This window comes from Asticcacaulis sp. AC466 (assembly GCF_000495815.1).
GTDB lineage: Bacteria > Pseudomonadota > Alphaproteobacteria > Caulobacterales > Caulobacteraceae > Asticcacaulis.
In genome coordinates this window covers 67,860-83,467 of the sequence record NZ_AWGE01000014.1, presented here as the reverse complement: position 1 = coordinate 83,467, position 15,608 = coordinate 67,860, and the positions used below count along the sequence as shown (strand labels likewise).

Here is a 15,608-nt window from a genome sequence, read left to right as displayed (position 1 = left end):
CCCTCGGCCATACGACATGGCTCCGGGGAGAGTCTATAGCCGACGCCGCGCAGTGTGAAAAGAGGTGAGCGGCCGGGAAAATCCCAGCCGCCCCTGCCTCAGAACGCCCCTATCTCAAAACGCCCCCTGTCTCGCTACGAGCTGTCGGTCTATTTACGTTCCGGCAAAGCGTAGGCGATCAGGTAGTCGCCCTCCGGCGTCTTCATGAAGTGGTGACCGCCCGCCATGATGACGACATATTGGCGGCCGTTCTGTTCATAGATCATCGGATTGGCCTGGCCGCCCGCCGGCAGGGTGACCTGCCACAGGGTCTTGCCGGTGCGGATATCGATGGCGCGGAACTGGTTGTCCGTCGTGGCGGCAATGAAGATCAGCCCGCCCGCCGTCACGGCCGGTCCACCGTTGTTGGGCGTACCGATGGGGATGGGCAGAAGCGACGGCAGACCGAAAGGTCCGTTGCGGCGGGCGTCACCAATGGCGTGATCCCACAACGTCTTGCCGGTCGTAAGGTCGAAGGCGCGGATGCCGCCATAGGGAGGCTGCTTGCACAACATGCCCGTCACCGGCATCAGCCAGCCCGCATTGACGTTGATAGCGAAGGGGGCGCCTTCCTGTGGTCCGGCGCCTTCCGCCCCGCCCTTGTGCGTGCCGCGCGGATCGCCGACGGCATATATGCCCCGGTCGTCCGCCTGCTTACGCGTCAGCAACTGATCGTAATTGGGCGTCAGATTGTAGTTGGCGACGACAACGCCGCGGCGCGGATCGACCGCGACACTGCCCCAGTCGGACCCGCCATTATAGCCGGGATACTGGATGTAGGGCCGACCGAGGGTCGGCGCGGTATACATGCCCTTATAGCTGGCCTTGCGAAACTGAATGCGGCAAATCATCTGGTCGATCGGCGACATGCCCCACATCGAGGCCTCGGTCATGTCCTTTTCGCGTACATTCTGGTACTTCGAATAGGGCTGAACCGGGCTGCGCTCCTGCGGCTCGACGCCGCCGACATCGGCCTTCATCTGGCCCACCTCAGTCAGCGGCTTGCCGGTGCGGCGGTCCAGTACATAGAAATCGCCCTGTTTGGTGGGGAGCAGGATGGCCGGGACCATCTGACCGTTAACAGGGAAGTTGACCAGCGAGACCTGGCTGCCCTGATCGTAGTCCCACACGTCATTGATCGCCGTATGGAAGACCCAGGCAGGTTTGCCCGTATCGACATTCAGCGCCACCAGACCGGAAGAATACATCTTTTCCGCCGGACGGCGTTGACCGCTGAGATAGTCGGCGGCCGAATTGCCCATGGGCAGGTAGACCTGGCCTAATTGTTCGTCGGCTGTGGCGGTGGTCCACATGTTCGGCGTGCCGCGGGTATAGGTCTCTCCCGGCGGCGGGGCGCCGGTCCGGTCAGGGCGCATCATGTCCCACGCAAAGCGCAACTGGCCGGTGACGGCGTCATAGCCATGAATCACGCCCGATGGCGCCCATTTATACTGGCCGTCCTGAACCTGATGACCGGTGATGACAATGCCATGGACAATGGTCGGCGCGGCGGTAATGGCCACCATGGACGGAATGACCCTGCCCATGCCGTCTGTAATCTTCACCTGACCGCCCGTGCCGAAGCCGGAACAGGCCAGACCGGTGCGCGCATCAACGGCAATAACGCGGCCATCCAGCGTGCCTTCGAAAATCCGTTCGGCGCACGGCGTCCCTGGCATTGCGGCCGGGACGTTGTAATAGGCGACACCGCGACAGGCGGCGGTGTAGGGGATGGCGCTGTCCGGCACCTTCGGATCGAAGCTCCAGCGCTTCTTACCGGTAGCGGCGTCCAAGGCGTACATCTCGTTCATGCCGGTACAGCCGTATAGCGTGTCACCGATCTTGAGCGGCGTTGTCTCAGCGCCCCACTTTTTGGGCTGATTGCCGGTGCGATAGGTCCAGGCGACCTTGAGGTCCTTCACGTTAGCCGTATTGATCTGGTTGAGGTCGGCATAGCGTTGCGCGCTGGGCCCGCCGCCATAGGTCGGCCATTCCGTGCCAGCCGCTGCGGCCGTATCAAAGGCCAATGTGTTTTTCGCATCCGGCACCGGCGACAGTACGCCCGACCGGTTGGCGACGGCGACGGCCAGACCGAGCACTAAGACGAAAACGCCTATCCCGGCAAAGCCCTGCAAACGGCGCTTACGTCCGTCAAGGGGGTCGAGCGCCGGCCACAAGCCAATGACAAACAGCAGGAGCACCAGAGGCGCAACGATGCGCGGCACCAGCGCCCAACCGTTTAAACCCGATTCAACCAGAGCCCACAGAACCGTCAGGATAAAGGTGGCGATGTAGAGCCAGGCGCCCAGCATCCGGCCAGTAAAGATCAGTCCGCCCGACGCCGCCAGGGCCAGACCAGCCAGCAGGTAGTAAGCGCTCCCCCCCAGAAACACCAGCTGCGCCCCGCCAATAATCAGGATGACACCGATTATGGCCAGGATCACGCCGAGTACTTTCAGAGGCCATCGCGCCTCCACTTTCGAGAACAAGCTGGGGGGAGAAAACGCTGACATACCATGCTCCTAAGATATTGGTTTCAGCCGTCCCCACCCCGGTTTTGGCGGCGGTCAAAACTGGTTTCAAATTTAACTATTTTAGAATAGGCCCAAAAAAATAAGAATGAAATTGGACTTGTTACGCCCATACCGCCTTAGGCGATCAGGACGCTCAGGCGCTTTTCCAAATCGGCGGGCGCGAACGGCTTGGATATGTAGTCGTTCATGCCGGCGGCCAGGCATTTTTCGCGAATATTGTCGAGCGCGTGCGCTGTCATGCCGATTATGGGCGTAAGCCGGTTGAGGGTGGCGCGCTCTCCCGCGCGAATGACGCGGGCCGCCTCGAAACCGTCCATCTCCGGCATCTGGATATCCATCAATATAGCGGCGTAAACCGCTTTGTCGGCCTTTTCCACCGCCACGACGCCGCTGTCGGCCAGATCGACCTCGTAACCGAACATCTCCAGGAAGGTCTTGGCCACGAGCACATTGGGCGGATAGTCTTCGACCAGCAACACCCGCCCCTTGCCCGGCACGACCACCGGCGGCGCGCTGTCTTCGCGGAAGGTGGCGACAGCGGCCTCGGACGTAGTTTCGACGAGCGGCAGATAGAGGGTAAAGCACGATCCGGTGTCCGGCGTGCTGATGACCGCCAGACTGCCGTCCATCAATTCGGCCAAGGTCTTGCTGATCGTCAGCCCCAGCCCTGTGCCGCCGAACTTGCGGCTGATCGTATTGTCGGCCTGGGTGAACTTGTCAAAAATCTTGCTGAGTTTTTCCGGTGCAATGCCTATGCCCGTGTCTGCCACGGTGATGACCACGCCATCGCCGTCATGCTGGACACTTTCCATGGTGATGGCGCCCTGTTCGGTGAACTTGATGGCATTGGAACACAGGTTCGTCACGATCTGGCGAATACGGTTCGGATCGCCTAAAAACCACTTGTCGCGGATATTGCCGATGTGCAGATGCAGGTCCAGCATCTTTTCCGTCGCCCGCACCGATGCGACGCTGACAATATCCTCAAGCAGGGTATCGAGGCGGAAGGGCATGCGCTCGATCTCGATGCCGCTGGCCTCGATCTTGGAAATGTCGAGCAGATCGTTGATCAGCATCAGCAGGCTTTCGCCCGATGTCCCCAGGGTTTCGATATATTTGCGCTGATTGGGCGTCAACGGCACACTGCGCGACAGGATGGTCGACAGGCCCAGTATGGCATTCATAGGCGTGCGGATTTCATGGCTCATATTGGCCAGGAATTCCGACTTGGCGATATTGGCCGCATTGGCCTTTTCCGCCGACACTCGCAACGCCTCGGCCTGGGCCGCCCGGTCTTTCAAGAGATTGCGCACATCGTACTGGCGCTGGCGATCGCGCAAAGACGACCGGATGGTGCTCATGAAGTTGTTCACCTGCACCGGGCGCTTGATCAGGGTCATGTGCCCGATCGCCTCCAGCCGGCGCAGAATGACCGGATTGTCGTCACCCGGGGCGGTCAGTAATATGATGGGGATGTCCGACCAATCGCCCTGCATGAACAGCGCCTGTTGCAGCAGGTTGTCGCGGTCGGTCAGCACGGCCTCCTGCGTCAGAATAAGCAGAGCCGCCCCCAGATCCATTTCGGCGCACAGGTCTGCCAGACTGCGGCACGCGACCGCGTCCATCCCATCGCGCCGCAACAGCGCCGCCGTCATTTCGCCGTCTCTCACCGTGGGCGGAAGTATCAGTATGCGGCGTTCCGGGTCAGGTGTCATGCGGCGGCCCTGACACGACGTCGCCAGAGAGCCCGCCCGAAACGGCGCCAGAACCGACACTCGAAACCGTCAGGAACGGCGTTCCGGTGAGGACGCCTTGAAACTGATGCAAGGGTTCGCCTATGCGGATTCCGTCGTCGCTCAGGCTGAATTCCCGTATGGTGCGCTCATGGCGGCCATTGCGTTTCTTAACGACGGATATCAGTTGCTTGACCTCCCCTTCCGCTTCGTAATAGCGGAACAGGATGACCGTATCGGCCAAGTAGCTGGTGTCGATAACCGTCTGCATCGCGTTGCCGAGCAGACCGTGCTGGGCGACCACCAGGAAGGTGATGACGCCGCGATGGCCCAGATAGGTCAGCAACTCATGCAGTTGTGCCGTCAGGAAGCGTTCCTCAGGCATGGCGTTGAGATAGCCGTTTAGGCTGTCTATGACGACGATCTTGATGGGCTTGCGACCATTCTCGCCTTCGGCCGCCAGACGCAGCTTGTGGGCGAATTCGCCTGGCGACATTTCGGCCGGATCAATGGATCGCACCTCGATCAGGCCGGCTTCGACATAGTGGCGTAAAGGGATATTCAGCCCATCCGCCCGTTCGTACATGGTGGCGATACGCTCATCGAACGCGAACAGAAGACTGCTCTGGCCGTTGCGGGCGGCTTCGACGGCATATTGCATACCCAGGGTCGATTTACCGACACCGGCGGGCCCCAGCAAAAGCACGCTGGTGCCCGAGGTCAGCCCGCCGCCCAGCAAGCTGTCCATCTGCGATACGCCGCTTTTCACGATGGTACTTTCAGGCGGACGGCTGTGTTCGCCCGCCACAATGCGCGGAAATACGCATAACCCGCCCCTGACAATACTGAAATCGTGATAACCACCCCGGTATCTTTGTCCACGCAGCTTGGTGATGCTGAGACGACGGCGTTCGGACCCGTATTCCGGTGACAACTGCTCCAGGCTGATCACCCCATGGGCGATGCTTTCCAGTTGCAGGTCGTCCTCCCCCTTGGCGGTCTTGTCGTCGAGGAACAGAACGGTACAATCGCGGCCAACGAAAAACTGCTTGAGCGCCAGCACCTGACGACGGAACCGCAGCGCGCTTTGCGCCAGAAGCTTGATCTCCGACAGCGAATCGATGACGACGCGCGCCGGTTTGAGGCGCTCGATCTCGTCAAGAATACGCCGCGTCGTGACATTGAGCTCGACTTCCGACGGCTGAAACATCGTGTACTGGCTGTCCGGGTCGAGATCGCGTTCCTCCGCGATCAGCTCGAAGATCTCAACGCCGTCGAGCGACAGGCCGTGAGACCGGGCGACCGACAGCAGTTCCATCCGCGTCTCGGACAAGGTGATGTAAAGCGTGCTTTCGCCGTGCTTCACCCCCTCCAGCAGAAACTGCAAGGACAGGGTCGTCTTGCCCGATCCCGGCGTGCCGTGAAGCAAATAGACGCGATTGGCCGTCAGCCCGCCGCCAAGGATATCGTCGAATTCGGCTATACCCGTTTTGATGATCCGTGTGGAATGTTCCGCCGCGTGCACGCTCTGTCTCTCATTGATTGCCCCTCCAACCAACTTCAAGGGCCATAAACTTTCAATGAGGAAAACCGGACCTCAAGCCGCCGCGCTTTCGGCGAAGTCCAGGCGTGCCTGGCGAATCCGGGCATGATTTTCGGCGGCCCATTTCATCAGTTCCATCAGCGGCGGCATCATCGATTCCCCCATAGGCGTCAGGCGATATTCGACGGACGGCGGCACGGTCGGAAAGACATGGCGGCTGACCAGACCGTCGGCCTGAAGATCGCGCAGGGTCTGGGTCAACATGCGCTGGGAAATATCGGGCACGGCACGTTTCAGTTCGCCGAAGCGGTGCGGCCGCGTGCCCAGGGCCACCATAAGCAGGCTCGACCACTTGTCGCCGATATGATCCATCACGTCGCGCACCGGGCATTTGCTGCTGTCAATCTTGCCGCCGACATAGACCATGACGCCGCGCATGGCGTCATGGAGTTCCGGCGTGATATAGGGTGGTTCCTTCAAGGTAACTATCTCCCGAAAACCTGCCGTCTTTACAGACCGGCATAACATACTATTTTAGACATGGTCTCATTTAGTAACTAAATATCACAAAGGAACCACAATGTCCAATCTGCTCATCACCGGCGCCAATGGCAAGCTCGGCCGTCACGTCACCCAACTGCTGCTCGAAGCCGGCAGCAACCACATCATCGCCGCATCGCGCGACACCGCCAAGATCGCCGACCTGGCCGCCAAAGGCGCCGAGGTCCGCCGCGTCGATTTCGATGACGCCGCCTCGCTGGCGCAAGCCTTTACCGGCGTGGACCGGGTGCTGATCATCTCCACCGATTCTCTCGGCGCCGGCCAACGCCTGGCGCAGCATAAGGCCGCTGTCGCCGCAGCCAAGGCCGCCGGGGTGACGGACATCGTCTACACCTCCATGCCCAAGCCCGACGTCTCGGCCGTCAGCTTCGCCGGCGATCACCTCGGCACCGAACAGGCCGTCATCGCCAGCGGCCTGACCTACACCATCCTGCGCGACGCCTGGTATCAGGAAAACCTGTTCATGAACCTGCCCGATGCCTTAAAGGGCGGCACCCTCTACACCTCCGCCGGTGACGGCAGGCAGGCGCACGTGTCGCACGCCGACGTGGCCCGCAGCGCCGCGGCGGCCCTCAGCCGTCCATCGAGCAACCAGATCTTCACCCTCACCGGACCGGAACTGCTGACCATGCCGCAGATTGCCGCCCTGGCCAGCGCGGCGACCGGCAAGCCGTTGGCCGTGGTCAATGTCACCGATGAACAACTGGCCGAAGGCATGAAGGCCCACGGCTTGCCCGAAGGGTGGGTGTCCGTGCTCGTGTCCTTCGACACCGCTGCCCGCCGCGGCGATTTCGATATCCTGACCAACGATGTCGAGACACTGACGGGCCGCAAACCGACCTCCCTGCAGGCCTTTTTCGAAGCCAACAAGGCCGCGTTTTAAACCTAGCCATCCTGTACCTCCCCAAGCAAGTTGGGGAGGTACAATTACGACGGACTTGAATCAGCCAGGGCCTTGAGGCTATTCAGGCCCCATGCTGATCCTGCCTGTCGAACCGCACCATATCCCGGCCCTGTCGCGACTGGCGGCGGATACCTTTACCGAGACCTTCGGCCACCTCTATCCGCCGGAAGATCTGGACGCGTTTCTGGTCAAATCCTACGCGCCGGATGTTCTGGCGCGTGAGACCACCGATCCGGCTCAGTTCTGGCGCATCGTCTTCGACCGCGAAAACGCCGTGGCCTATCTGCATTGCGGCCCGGTCGGCCTGCCCCACCCTGATGCCGACCCGACACGCGAAGGCGAACTGAAGCGCCTCTATGTCCATTCCAGCCAGCAGGGCAAGGGTTTGGGCAAACGGCTTCTGGTCCTGGCCCAGGACTGGATGACGGACACCTATGGTTCCGCCGCTCAATGGATCGGCGTCTGGAGCGAAAACCACAAGGCGCAGGCCCTGTATGCCGCCCACGGCTACGAACGCGTCGGCGAATATCAGTTCCCGGTCGGCCGGACCCTCGACGACGAATTTATCCTGCGCCGAGTGCCGCGATAAAGGCTGTCTCCGCCCGCGTCTGACCCCGTTCGCGCCGCCGCAGCACATAGAAATCGCGCGGCGCCAGGCCAATGTCGTGCCCTTGCAAAAGCCCCGCGCGTACGGCGCGGCTGGCCACCAGCGCCGAAATCAGCGACAACCCCGCGCCCGCCTCGACCGCCGTGCGCACGGCCTCGTTCGACGGCAATTCCATGACGATATTGCCGGCATCGAGCGCCAGCCCCATGCCTTTCAGGTGATCGGCCAGCATGAGACGCGTTCCCGATCCCGCCTCACGCACCACGAACCGCGCCGCCGCCCACTCGGCCGCCGTCGATGGCATGGTCTGGCCTAAGGGCAGGATCAGCAGCATGGTGTCGCCGGTCAACTTTCGCTGGTCAAGGCGTGGCTCATCGACCTGACCTTCGACAATGCCGATATCGGCCTCTCCCGCCAGCACGCGCGCCGCCGCCCGTTCGGTATTGCTTATATCGAGCGACAGGGCCAGCCCCGGCCAGGCCTGGTGAAACCGCGCCATTGCTTCGGGCAACCAGTAATTGCCGACCGTCTGGCTGGCGGCCAGGCGCAAGGTCCCGCGCAAGGCGCCCGCCACATCGAACAGCGCCGCCTCCGCCTCATGCGCCCGCGTCAGCACGTCGCGCGCTTCGGGCAGGAACAATCGCCCCGCTTCGGTCAGGGCGATGCCGCGCCCGACGCGGTCAAACAGCTTCACGTCGTAACGTGCCTCAAGCGCCGCCACCGCCGCGCTGACTGCCGACTGCGTCAGGTTGAGCGCCTGGGCTGCCCGCGTCAGATGTTCGCGTTCGGCCACGGCGATGAAGATGCGAAGTTGTTCGAGTGTCATGCCATTTGTTTAAGCCAAAGTCAGAATAAGGCCCAGCGTAAACAGCGAGATGAACACAGCCCCCGCCGCCGCCAGCGCGATCGGCTTCCAGCCCTGCGCCGTCACCGCGCGCAGGTGCGTCTTGAGCCCCATCCCGCCCAGCGCCATGGCCAGCAAAAACGCCGAAACCTGACCGCTCACGGTTTTGACCACGACCGGCACCGGCATCAGGCTGTTGACTGCCACCAGGGCCAGAAACCCAAGGACGAATAGCGGAACCCCGACCATAGGTCCGCCGGCCTGCCGCTTGCCCGCCCGCCGCAGGCTTAAGCCCATGACCAGAGGCGCCAGAAGCAGGATGCGGCTCAGCTTGGCCACCGCTCCCGTCTGCTGCGCCTGCGGGCCCACCCCGGCCGTGGCGCCGACCACCTGAGCCACCTCATGGATCGACGCGCCCGCCCACAGGCCAAAGCGGTGTTCACCCAGCCATGGCGCCGCCAGTGGGTAGACCAGCATGGCCGCCGTGCCGAACAAGGTCACCATGGCGATGGCATAGGCTACATCTTCGTCAGGCGCCTCCGTCACCGTATTGACCGCGGCCACCGCCGACGCGCCGCAAATACTGGTGCCCGCCGCGATCAGTTCGGCGAGTCGCGCCTCTACCCCCAATAAGCGGCCAAGCGCACGAATGACCATGAAGCTTGTGAACAGCCCCGCCGCCCCTATGGCGAAGCCCGTCACGCCGACCGCCGCGATCTGCGCCACGCTGACCTGAAGCCCCAGAAGCACCACCGCACCGCGCAGCAGGGTGCGCGAGGCAAAGCTAATCCCCGCGTCTGCCGAGGCCGGTATGTGAAGGGTGTGCGCCAGCACCATGCCGATCACCGTCGCCAAAATGGCCGGCGATACTGCCCCCATATGCGGCAAGGCGTGAATACCGAAGGCGGCCACGGCAATAAGAAGGGTAAGCACCAAGCCGCCCGGTCGGGGCAGCCGAAAGGACGGGGCGGGAATGGCAGTTTGCATGGCGGGCCTCAGTGTGTCTGATACCCGCCACCTTATCGCCACCCATCCGTTCAAACAAACGGATTAAAATTGTCAAATCAATCGATTATTTCGATTGATTGCGTAGCCACAGCACAAAGGCCCAGGCATAGCCGTCATTTTTCAGGCGGGTCACCACCTGCAACGGCTCCAGCCAGACCAGTTCGTGATCGGCTTCGCACTTGGCTTCCGGAATTTCGCCGGTCAGGGCCATCTCAAAAAAGTAGCAATGATTGTTATAGGGCGTGCCGTCGTCATGGATGAAATAGTGCATGAGGTCGGTCACGGGGCGCACCACCGTCACCGCCAGCCCCGTTTCCTCGCCGAATTCGCGCACCACCGCCTGTTCGGGCGTTTCGCCCGGATCGACCGCGCCGCCCGGCAGGTCGTACTTGTACGGACCGTAACCGATGCGCGCGCAGGCGACCCGGCCGTCGCGCACCAGTATGCCGTAGGCCCCGGTGCGCGGTTTGTAGGTCAGGGCCGCATCATAGCGACCATATTGATTAATCGTCGCCATACAGGACTTCCCACGGATCGGTGACCTTTCCGCTCACGAAGTCATCATAGGTGCCGATCTTGTAACCGACCTGCATCGTCTTGGAATCGCGCCACGCATCGATCAGCGAGTCACGCAGATCGCCGGCGCCCTGGGCCAGGCGCGTCGTGATGAAGGCCTGGCCGCGCGGATCGCCGTCCTTGAAGCCGCCAGCCTTTTCAAGCTGGTACAAAGGCACGACCTGGCTGAAGCTCGCCTTATAGCGCGCGGTGACGCAGGTCATGATCGGCGCGGTGCAAGGCAAATAGGCCGCCATGGCCGCTTTCACGTCGCCTTCCTTGATATTGCGGCTGACGAAAACACCCTCGATCGGCGAATGGATCTTCTCCATCGTGAAACCATTCGGATTGGGGAAGTTGCCCCAGCCGTTATAGTGGATGCTGAGGTGAAGCGGGTTGGTTGTGTCCCCGACATAGTGGCCCAATATGCCGATATCGCGCAGCATGAGCTGTTCGCGGCGGAGCCGGTCGGCGCGATACCAGGCTTTCTTGGTCCTGTCCTTTTCCAGCGGCTCGAGATAGGTCAGCACGCGCCAGTAGGCCATGTCCTTGACGACCTGCTGATAGGCGTCGACCGTGGCATAGGGCAGATAGCCCGCCTTGTACGGTTCCACACCCTTGGCGCGGACGGCGGCTTCGTAGTCGGACCGATTGGCCGGCAGGTTGTCGAGCGACACCCCGGCCAGGGTATTGCCGTCGTCATCCAGATCGATGAAGTGGGCGATGTCGCGATCATTGTCGTGCACCTTGCCCGCCCCGCGCCAGCGATCCGGTTCGCGGGCATATTCGCCGACATCGGCCACCGCCTGCGGCGTGCGCAGGAAGGCCGGCATATAGTCCGGCAAGGCCTTGATGGCCAGTTCGCCAATCATGCGATGCCCGGACGAACCCCAGGCCCACGCGGCGCCCGCCACAACCGTACCCGCCAGAACGGCGGCAGCCAAAGTCTTGAAACGCATTGTTCTACCCTCTTTAACCTTCGCTACTACGATGCTCTTAGAGCAAAAAATCAGAGCCATAAGTTGGCTCAACTGAGCCGACGAATGCTCTAGTCCGTTTCCGGCGCCAGCGTGATTTCGAGCCCGTTCAGGTCATCACGCATCAGAATCTGGCACGACAGGCGCGAATTGCGCTTCACCATAAAGGCTTCATCGAGCTTTTCGTCTTCCTCGTCCGACCGCGGGGTCAGCTTGGATTGCCATGCATCGGCGACATAGACGTGACAGGTGGCGCATTCCAGCGCGCCGCCGCATTCCGCCTTGATCGGCAGGCCGTTGTCGCGGATGATTTCCATAATCCGCCAGCCGTCCAGCGCCGGCAGGGTATGGGCCACGCCCTCGCGGTCGGTACAGATGATGTGCAGCTCTTCGTCGCTCATGTCGGGTTCCCGTCTCTTCGCCCGTGCGTTTAAAGAGCCCTACCCCGCTTGCCAACAAAAAAAGCGGTTCAGCCCTTCAAAGATCGTAACTGCAATTCGTGCAGATAGGCCGCGACGTCCATTTGCGCGGCATTGAGCGCCGAACGAACGCGTTCCAGACGCATCTCCGCGCCTTCGTCATCGCCGCGTTCGGCCAATTCCGCCGCCGCCGCCAAAATCCCGGCGCCGACGCCCGCGGCCGCCCCCTTGATAGTGTGGGCGGCATCGCGCCAGCCGGGGTGATCGGCGCTCAAGAGCGGCGTCCACAGCTCACACTGCTGCTGGAAGATACGCAGCACTTCCTCCATCACCACCGTGTCATTGAGCGTATAGGCCTCCAGGTGGCCGAAATCGACGGCGCCGGTGACATCGCGCAGGGCCATTCAGAATCTCCATGGGTCAGAATCGCAGAACCCCGTTTTATCGCACTGCGGCAGAACGCGATAGCGGGACAAGGCCGCTATCGACACATTTCCTCAAAATTAGAAACGTGTCTCCTGCTTGCGGCGTTCACGCGTGATGACCTGATCCAGAGTCTGGAGAAATTGTGAGCGGTTGGCATTGGAAAACGGCGGCGGCCCGCCGGTGATTTCGCCGGTCGAACGGATATGCTCCATCAAGGCGCGCTGGGCCAGGGCCGCACCGATCGAATCCGGCGTAAAGGCCCGCCCGTTCGGGGCGATGGCGTGCGCCGCCTTGGCCAGCACCCGCCCGGCCAGCGGAATATCGTTGGTGATGACGACATCCCCCGCCACCGCCTGATCGGCGATCCAGTCATCGGCCACGTCGGGCCCGGCCTCGACGATCATGCGCGCGATCAGCGGCGATTGCGGGATCTGAATGAAGCTGTTGGACACCACGAAGGTATGAAGGCCGTAGCGCGCGGCGACCTTATAGGTCTCATCCTTAACGGGGCAGGCATCGGCATCGATATATACGGTAATGGGCATGTCGCCTGATTAGCAGAATACGGCGGATGTCGTCATAAAATCCGCACGATATCGCCATCCCGGCCTATACTGCCCAGCCTATACTGTCCGAATCGTTATGGGAGTTTGATCATGGCCGCCCCTACCCCCTTCCTGCCCGGTACACTTGGCGCGCTGGACCTGGCCACATCGGCGTTTCGGACCTGGCTTGAGGCCACCCGCGCCCGCCAGCACGGGATGGACGTAGGCCACCGACCCCTGATCCTGCTGGGTGCGGGCTCCCTTCTGGCGGCGGATTTCGTCGCGTACATGATCGCGACCGGGCGCGTCGTCGCCCTGGTCGACAATCATCGTGCCGGTCAGACCTATGGCGACACGCCCTATATCGGCGATGCCGACCTGGCGGACGTCCTGGCGAAAACGCCCGACGCCATCGGCATCTTGTGCTGCGGCTCGGAAAACGCCATCGCACACTTCACGACCCTGTGGTCCGTGCGCCCGCAACCGCTTTTGAGCTATTTCGAAGTCATGAGCCTGGTGCCGGCCTCGGCATCGAAGGCCCATTGGTTCGTACCGGCGTTTTCGGACCTCGACATGGTGGTGCGCCTGCATGAAAAAGCCCGGCCGGCCTTCGCCGACGAGATGAGCCGCCGCACGCTCGACGCCATCATGCTGTATCGCCTGACCTGGGATGCGCGATACATCGCCGAGGTTTCACGGCCGGAAAAGGCCATCTATTTCGAAGCCGATGTCATGCCGCTGACCGACCACGAAATCTTCGTCGATGGCGGCGCCTATAATGGCGATACCGTCCACGCCTTTCAGCAAAAGACCAACGGCAAATATAGCCATATCCATTCCTTCGAAATCGATCCGGTCAATTGCGATGCCTTTGACGCCAATACCCACGACATCCCCAATGTGACCCTGCATCGCGTCGGCCTGTGGAACGAACCGGCCGAAATGGGCATCGACCTGCGCTCGGACAACGGCAGCCGGATCAGCGCTTCATCGACCATAACCGCGCCGCTCGACGCCATGGACAATATGGACCTGGGCGCGGTCAGCCTGATCAAGCTGGACGTCGAAGGGGCGGAAAATCAGGCCCTGAACGGTGCCCGCCGCCTGATCCAAACCCACAAGCCGCGCCTGGCCATCTGCGCCTATCACAAGCCGGACGATTTCGAGACCCTACTGGACACCCTGTCCAGTCTGAGCGACGACTACCGCCTGACCCTGCGGCACTATTCGCCCATTCTCTTCGATAGCGTCATATACGCCGATTGATTTTTTTTGGAGGGGGTGTCGTAACGTGGGTCGCTCAATGACTGCATGATCCACGCCTGATTGCCGGAAAACAATTATAGATAGTCAGACTTGGAAAATTGGCTAGGATCTTCATAAGCGTTGGCGGATGAAGAAAATTAAAATCCTGGGCTTCACATTAATTGGTTGCGCACTGATTGGGCCAGCGATGGCCACGATTGCTTGTTGTGAAAGGGCTTAGCCATGACAAATAGTGTGCACCAACCAAAGCCGGCCCCCTTTTCCTGGGACGAACTGAAAACTGTGCCGATGTCGGCCTTTTCCTCTTTACAGGCCTATTGGCTAACGGATCCGCTTAGCGGTGTCATAAGATCTGAACATGCTTTGGTAGAGTGCGGGGAACTCATAGACTTCGCAGGTATCAAATACCATGTCCTTCATGTGCCATTCTGCGTGGTCGACGAAAGCAATCCTGCGGCCGTGGCATCTCTCAAGGCGAAAAAGGATGAGGTTCTTATTGCGCGCTTGAGGGCGACATCAGGACCATCAGATGACAGAGATCTGTTGCCAGCGCCCGCTCGCTTGGACGGAATCGTTGTTCGTGACTTCACCTTCGCCGAGGAGATGTTGGTAAACGCAATTTTCTGGCAGGCAAGGTTCGAAGGAGAGACATGCGCTATAAAGACGAAATTTTCAGGCCACTGCGCTTTTTCTTATGCCACGTTCTCGGGCGTAGCAAAATTTCATTACGCGACCTTCCTTGGTTTCGCGATGTTTGACTTTGTAACTTTTCAAAACAAGGCGAGGTTTGACAGCGCCGTATTTATGGGGCGAACTATTTTTCGGGAAACCGTGTTTGGTGGCCGAATGTCCTTCCAAGGGGCGGAATTCACAAATGTGGCCTATTTCACGCAAATAACCTGGCCGCTCTCATTTTCTGACTATAATCAATCGTTTGATCGATGCGTATTTCTATCATTCGCCGACTTCCACAGTTCTGGTTTTGGTCATTTTTCAGCGTTTTTTGGAACTAAATTCAGCGAAAGCGTTAGGCTAGACGATGTTCCCGAACCGGTAGCGCGCGCGGCGCTTAACCACGATTTAGGCGGAGCTAAAGCCTTTCAAGGCCAATCATACGAAGACAGTCTAAAATCTATCGAGGTTGGGTGTCGAAATTTGAAGCAACAGATGGTTGCAGTTGGTGACAGGAGCCGCGAACGCATTTTGTATGTTTTTGAACTACAGGCACGGCGGCTACAGGCTGCGACACCTAAGACTGAGCAACTTATTTCGGACGGATATGCCTTTTTATCGGACTATGGAAATTCGGTGACTAAACCAGTCATTGGCATTTTAATCTTGTGGTTCGCCTTCGCAACAGCTTACATGTTTTTTAGAGTGGGTGTGCCGATTGGGGAAAATCTGATGCAGGCAGGTGAGCTCTCTCTTAGCCGCATCATGCCGTTTAACACGTTTGGCGATATTACCGGCAAACTTGCTGACGAAATAAACGGCACAGGTCGTCCGGTAACCGCAGGTATTTTTGCGGCCCTGACCGGCATTCAATCCATTATTGCTACCGTTTTGGGTTTCCTAATGGCGTTGGCTGTTAAGCGGACATTTCAGATAGGCGGCTGACGGTCACTTGGAAGAAAAGTGCTCCTGCTG

The 15,608-nt window shown here is 60.4% G+C and carries 15 protein-coding genes; 4 read left to right on the top strand and 11 right to left on the bottom strand.

All coding sequences use genetic code 11. From position 1 onward, the window contains the following. Nucleotides 1-149: 149 nt before the first annotated feature. From AEAC466_RS36810 to AEAC466_RS36795, 4 genes are all read right to left on the bottom strand, one after another. Entirely contained in the window at nt 150-2,552 is a 2,403-nt protein-coding gene (locus AEAC466_RS36810) for a membrane-bound PQQ-dependent dehydrogenase, glucose/quinate/shikimate family (protein WP_052025148.1), read from the bottom strand. Between the two features lie 137 nt (nt 2,553-2,689). Further along, nucleotides 2,690-4,288 carry an ATP-binding protein gene (locus AEAC466_RS36805; protein ID WP_023458907.1) on the bottom strand — a complete coding sequence of 533 codons (1,599 nt, stop codon included), beginning with the start codon at nt 4,286-4,288 and terminating at the stop codon, nt 2,690-2,692. Beyond that, nucleotides 4,278-5,831, bottom strand: a complete 1,554-nt coding sequence (locus AEAC466_RS36800) for an ATPase domain-containing protein (protein ID WP_023458906.1) — start codon at nt 5,829-5,831, stop codon at nt 4,278-4,280. The genes AEAC466_RS36805 and AEAC466_RS36800 overlap by 11 nt, the downstream gene beginning before the upstream one ends. A gap of 72 nt (nt 5,832-5,903) precedes the next feature. Then, nucleotides 5,904-6,329 carry a winged helix-turn-helix transcriptional regulator gene (locus AEAC466_RS36795; RefSeq protein WP_023458905.1) on the bottom strand — a complete coding sequence of 142 codons (426 nt, stop codon included), beginning with the start codon at nt 6,327-6,329 and terminating at the stop codon, nt 5,904-5,906. 100 nt (nt 6,330-6,429) lie between these two features. Between AEAC466_RS36795 and AEAC466_RS36790 the strand changes: the two genes are divergently transcribed. Next, nucleotides 6,430-7,293, top strand: a complete 864-nt coding sequence (locus AEAC466_RS36790) for an SDR family oxidoreductase (RefSeq protein WP_023458904.1) — start codon at nt 6,430-6,432, stop codon at nt 7,291-7,293. 91 nt (nt 7,294-7,384) lie between these two features. Further along, on the top strand, nt 7,385-7,903 hold the full coding sequence (locus AEAC466_RS36785) for a GNAT family N-acetyltransferase (RefSeq protein ID WP_023458903.1): 519 nt from the start codon (nt 7,385-7,387) through the stop codon (nt 7,901-7,903). Here the strand turns inward: AEAC466_RS36785 and AEAC466_RS36780 are convergent. The 7 genes from AEAC466_RS36780 to AEAC466_RS36750 all read right to left on the bottom strand — a co-directional run bounded on the left by AEAC466_RS36780 (nt 7,878) and on the right by AEAC466_RS36750 (nt 12,695). Then, a complete protein-coding gene (locus AEAC466_RS36780) occupies nt 7,878-8,747 on the bottom strand; it encodes a LysR substrate-binding domain-containing protein (protein WP_023458902.1) in 870 nt (289 codons plus the stop codon). The genes AEAC466_RS36785 and AEAC466_RS36780 overlap by 26 nt on opposite strands. 9 nt (nt 8,748-8,756) lie before the next feature. Then, a complete protein-coding gene (locus AEAC466_RS36775) occupies nt 8,757-9,752 on the bottom strand; it encodes a YeiH family protein (RefSeq protein WP_023458901.1) in 996 nt (331 codons plus the stop codon). 85 nt (nt 9,753-9,837) lie between these two features. After that, nucleotides 9,838-10,290, bottom strand: a complete 453-nt coding sequence (locus AEAC466_RS36770) for an NUDIX domain-containing protein (protein ID WP_023458900.1) — start codon at nt 10,288-10,290, stop codon at nt 9,838-9,840. Further along, on the bottom strand, nt 10,277-11,287 hold the full coding sequence (locus tag AEAC466_RS36765) for a hypothetical protein (protein WP_023458899.1): 1,011 nt from the start codon (nt 11,285-11,287) through the stop codon (nt 10,277-10,279). The genes AEAC466_RS36770 and AEAC466_RS36765 overlap by 14 nt, the downstream gene beginning before the upstream one ends. An 89-nt stretch (nt 11,288-11,376) precedes the next feature. Further along, nucleotides 11,377-11,706 (bottom strand): 2Fe-2S iron-sulfur cluster-binding protein, encoded by a 330-nt coding sequence (locus tag AEAC466_RS36760; RefSeq protein WP_023458898.1) that lies wholly within the window; start codon nt 11,704-11,706, stop codon nt 11,377-11,379. A gap of 68 nt (nt 11,707-11,774) precedes the next feature. Further along, nucleotides 11,775-12,128 carry an Hpt domain-containing protein gene (locus AEAC466_RS36755; RefSeq protein ID WP_023458897.1) on the bottom strand — a complete coding sequence of 118 codons (354 nt, stop codon included), beginning with the start codon at nt 12,126-12,128 and terminating at the stop codon, nt 11,775-11,777. Nucleotides 12,129-12,227: 99 nt separating this feature from the next. Then, nucleotides 12,228-12,695: a YaiI/YqxD family protein gene (locus tag AEAC466_RS36750; protein ID WP_023458896.1), complete on the bottom strand. Its 468-nt coding sequence runs from the start codon at nt 12,693-12,695 to the stop codon at nt 12,228-12,230. A gap of 111 nt (nt 12,696-12,806) precedes the next feature. On the opposite strand from AEAC466_RS36750, the gene AEAC466_RS36745 reads away from it, so the two are divergent. Together AEAC466_RS36745 and AEAC466_RS36740 are read left to right on the top strand one after the other, a co-directional pair. Next, nucleotides 12,807-13,961 (top strand): FkbM family methyltransferase, encoded by a 1,155-nt coding sequence (locus tag AEAC466_RS36745; protein WP_023458895.1) that lies wholly within the window; start codon nt 12,807-12,809, stop codon nt 13,959-13,961. Between the two features lie 222 nt (nt 13,962-14,183). Further along, nucleotides 14,184-15,578 (top strand): pentapeptide repeat-containing protein, encoded by a 1,395-nt coding sequence (locus tag AEAC466_RS36740; protein ID WP_023458894.1) that lies wholly within the window; start codon nt 14,184-14,186, stop codon nt 15,576-15,578. Nucleotides 15,579-15,608: the final 30 nt, after the last annotated feature.

Excerpts from the sequence above, each read along its gene's own strand:
- AEAC466_RS36810 (WP_052025148.1), bottom strand. The coding sequence starts at position 2,552 with ATGTCAGCGTTTTCTCCCCCCAGCTTGTTCTCGAAAGTGGAGGCGCGA.
- AEAC466_RS36805 (WP_023458907.1), bottom strand. The coding sequence starts at position 4,288 with ATGACACCTGACCCGGAACGCCGCATACTGATACTTCCGCCCACGGTG.
- AEAC466_RS36790 (WP_023458904.1), top strand. The coding sequence starts at position 6,430 with ATGTCCAATCTGCTCATCACCGGCGCCAATGGCAAGCTCGGCCGTCAC.
- AEAC466_RS36785 (WP_023458903.1), top strand. The coding sequence starts at position 7,385 with ATGCTGATCCTGCCTGTCGAACCGCACCATATCCCGGCCCTGTCGCGA.
- AEAC466_RS36780 (WP_023458902.1), bottom strand. The coding sequence starts at position 8,747 with ATGACACTCGAACAACTTCGCATCTTCATCGCCGTGGCCGAACGCGAA.
- AEAC466_RS36775 (WP_023458901.1), bottom strand. The coding sequence starts at position 9,752 with ATGCAAACTGCCATTCCCGCCCCGTCCTTTCGGCTGCCCCGACCGGGC.
- AEAC466_RS36770 (WP_023458900.1), bottom strand. The coding sequence starts at position 10,290 with ATGGCGACGATTAATCAATATGGTCGCTATGATGCGGCCCTGACCTAC.
- AEAC466_RS36765 (WP_023458899.1), bottom strand. The coding sequence starts at position 11,287 with ATGCGTTTCAAGACTTTGGCTGCCGCCGTTCTGGCGGGTACGGTTGTG.
- AEAC466_RS36760 (WP_023458898.1), bottom strand. The coding sequence starts at position 11,706 with ATGAGCGACGAAGAGCTGCACATCATCTGTACCGACCGCGAGGGCGTG.
- AEAC466_RS36755 (WP_023458897.1), bottom strand. The coding sequence starts at position 12,128 with ATGGCCCTGCGCGATGTCACCGGCGCCGTCGATTTCGGCCACCTGGAG.
- AEAC466_RS36750 (WP_023458896.1), bottom strand. The coding sequence starts at position 12,695 with ATGCCCATTACCGTATATATCGATGCCGATGCCTGCCCCGTTAAGGAT.
- AEAC466_RS36745 (WP_023458895.1), top strand. The coding sequence starts at position 12,807 with ATGGCCGCCCCTACCCCCTTCCTGCCCGGTACACTTGGCGCGCTGGAC.
- AEAC466_RS36740 (WP_023458894.1), top strand. The coding sequence starts at position 14,184 with ATGACAAATAGTGTGCACCAACCAAAGCCGGCCCCCTTTTCCTGGGAC.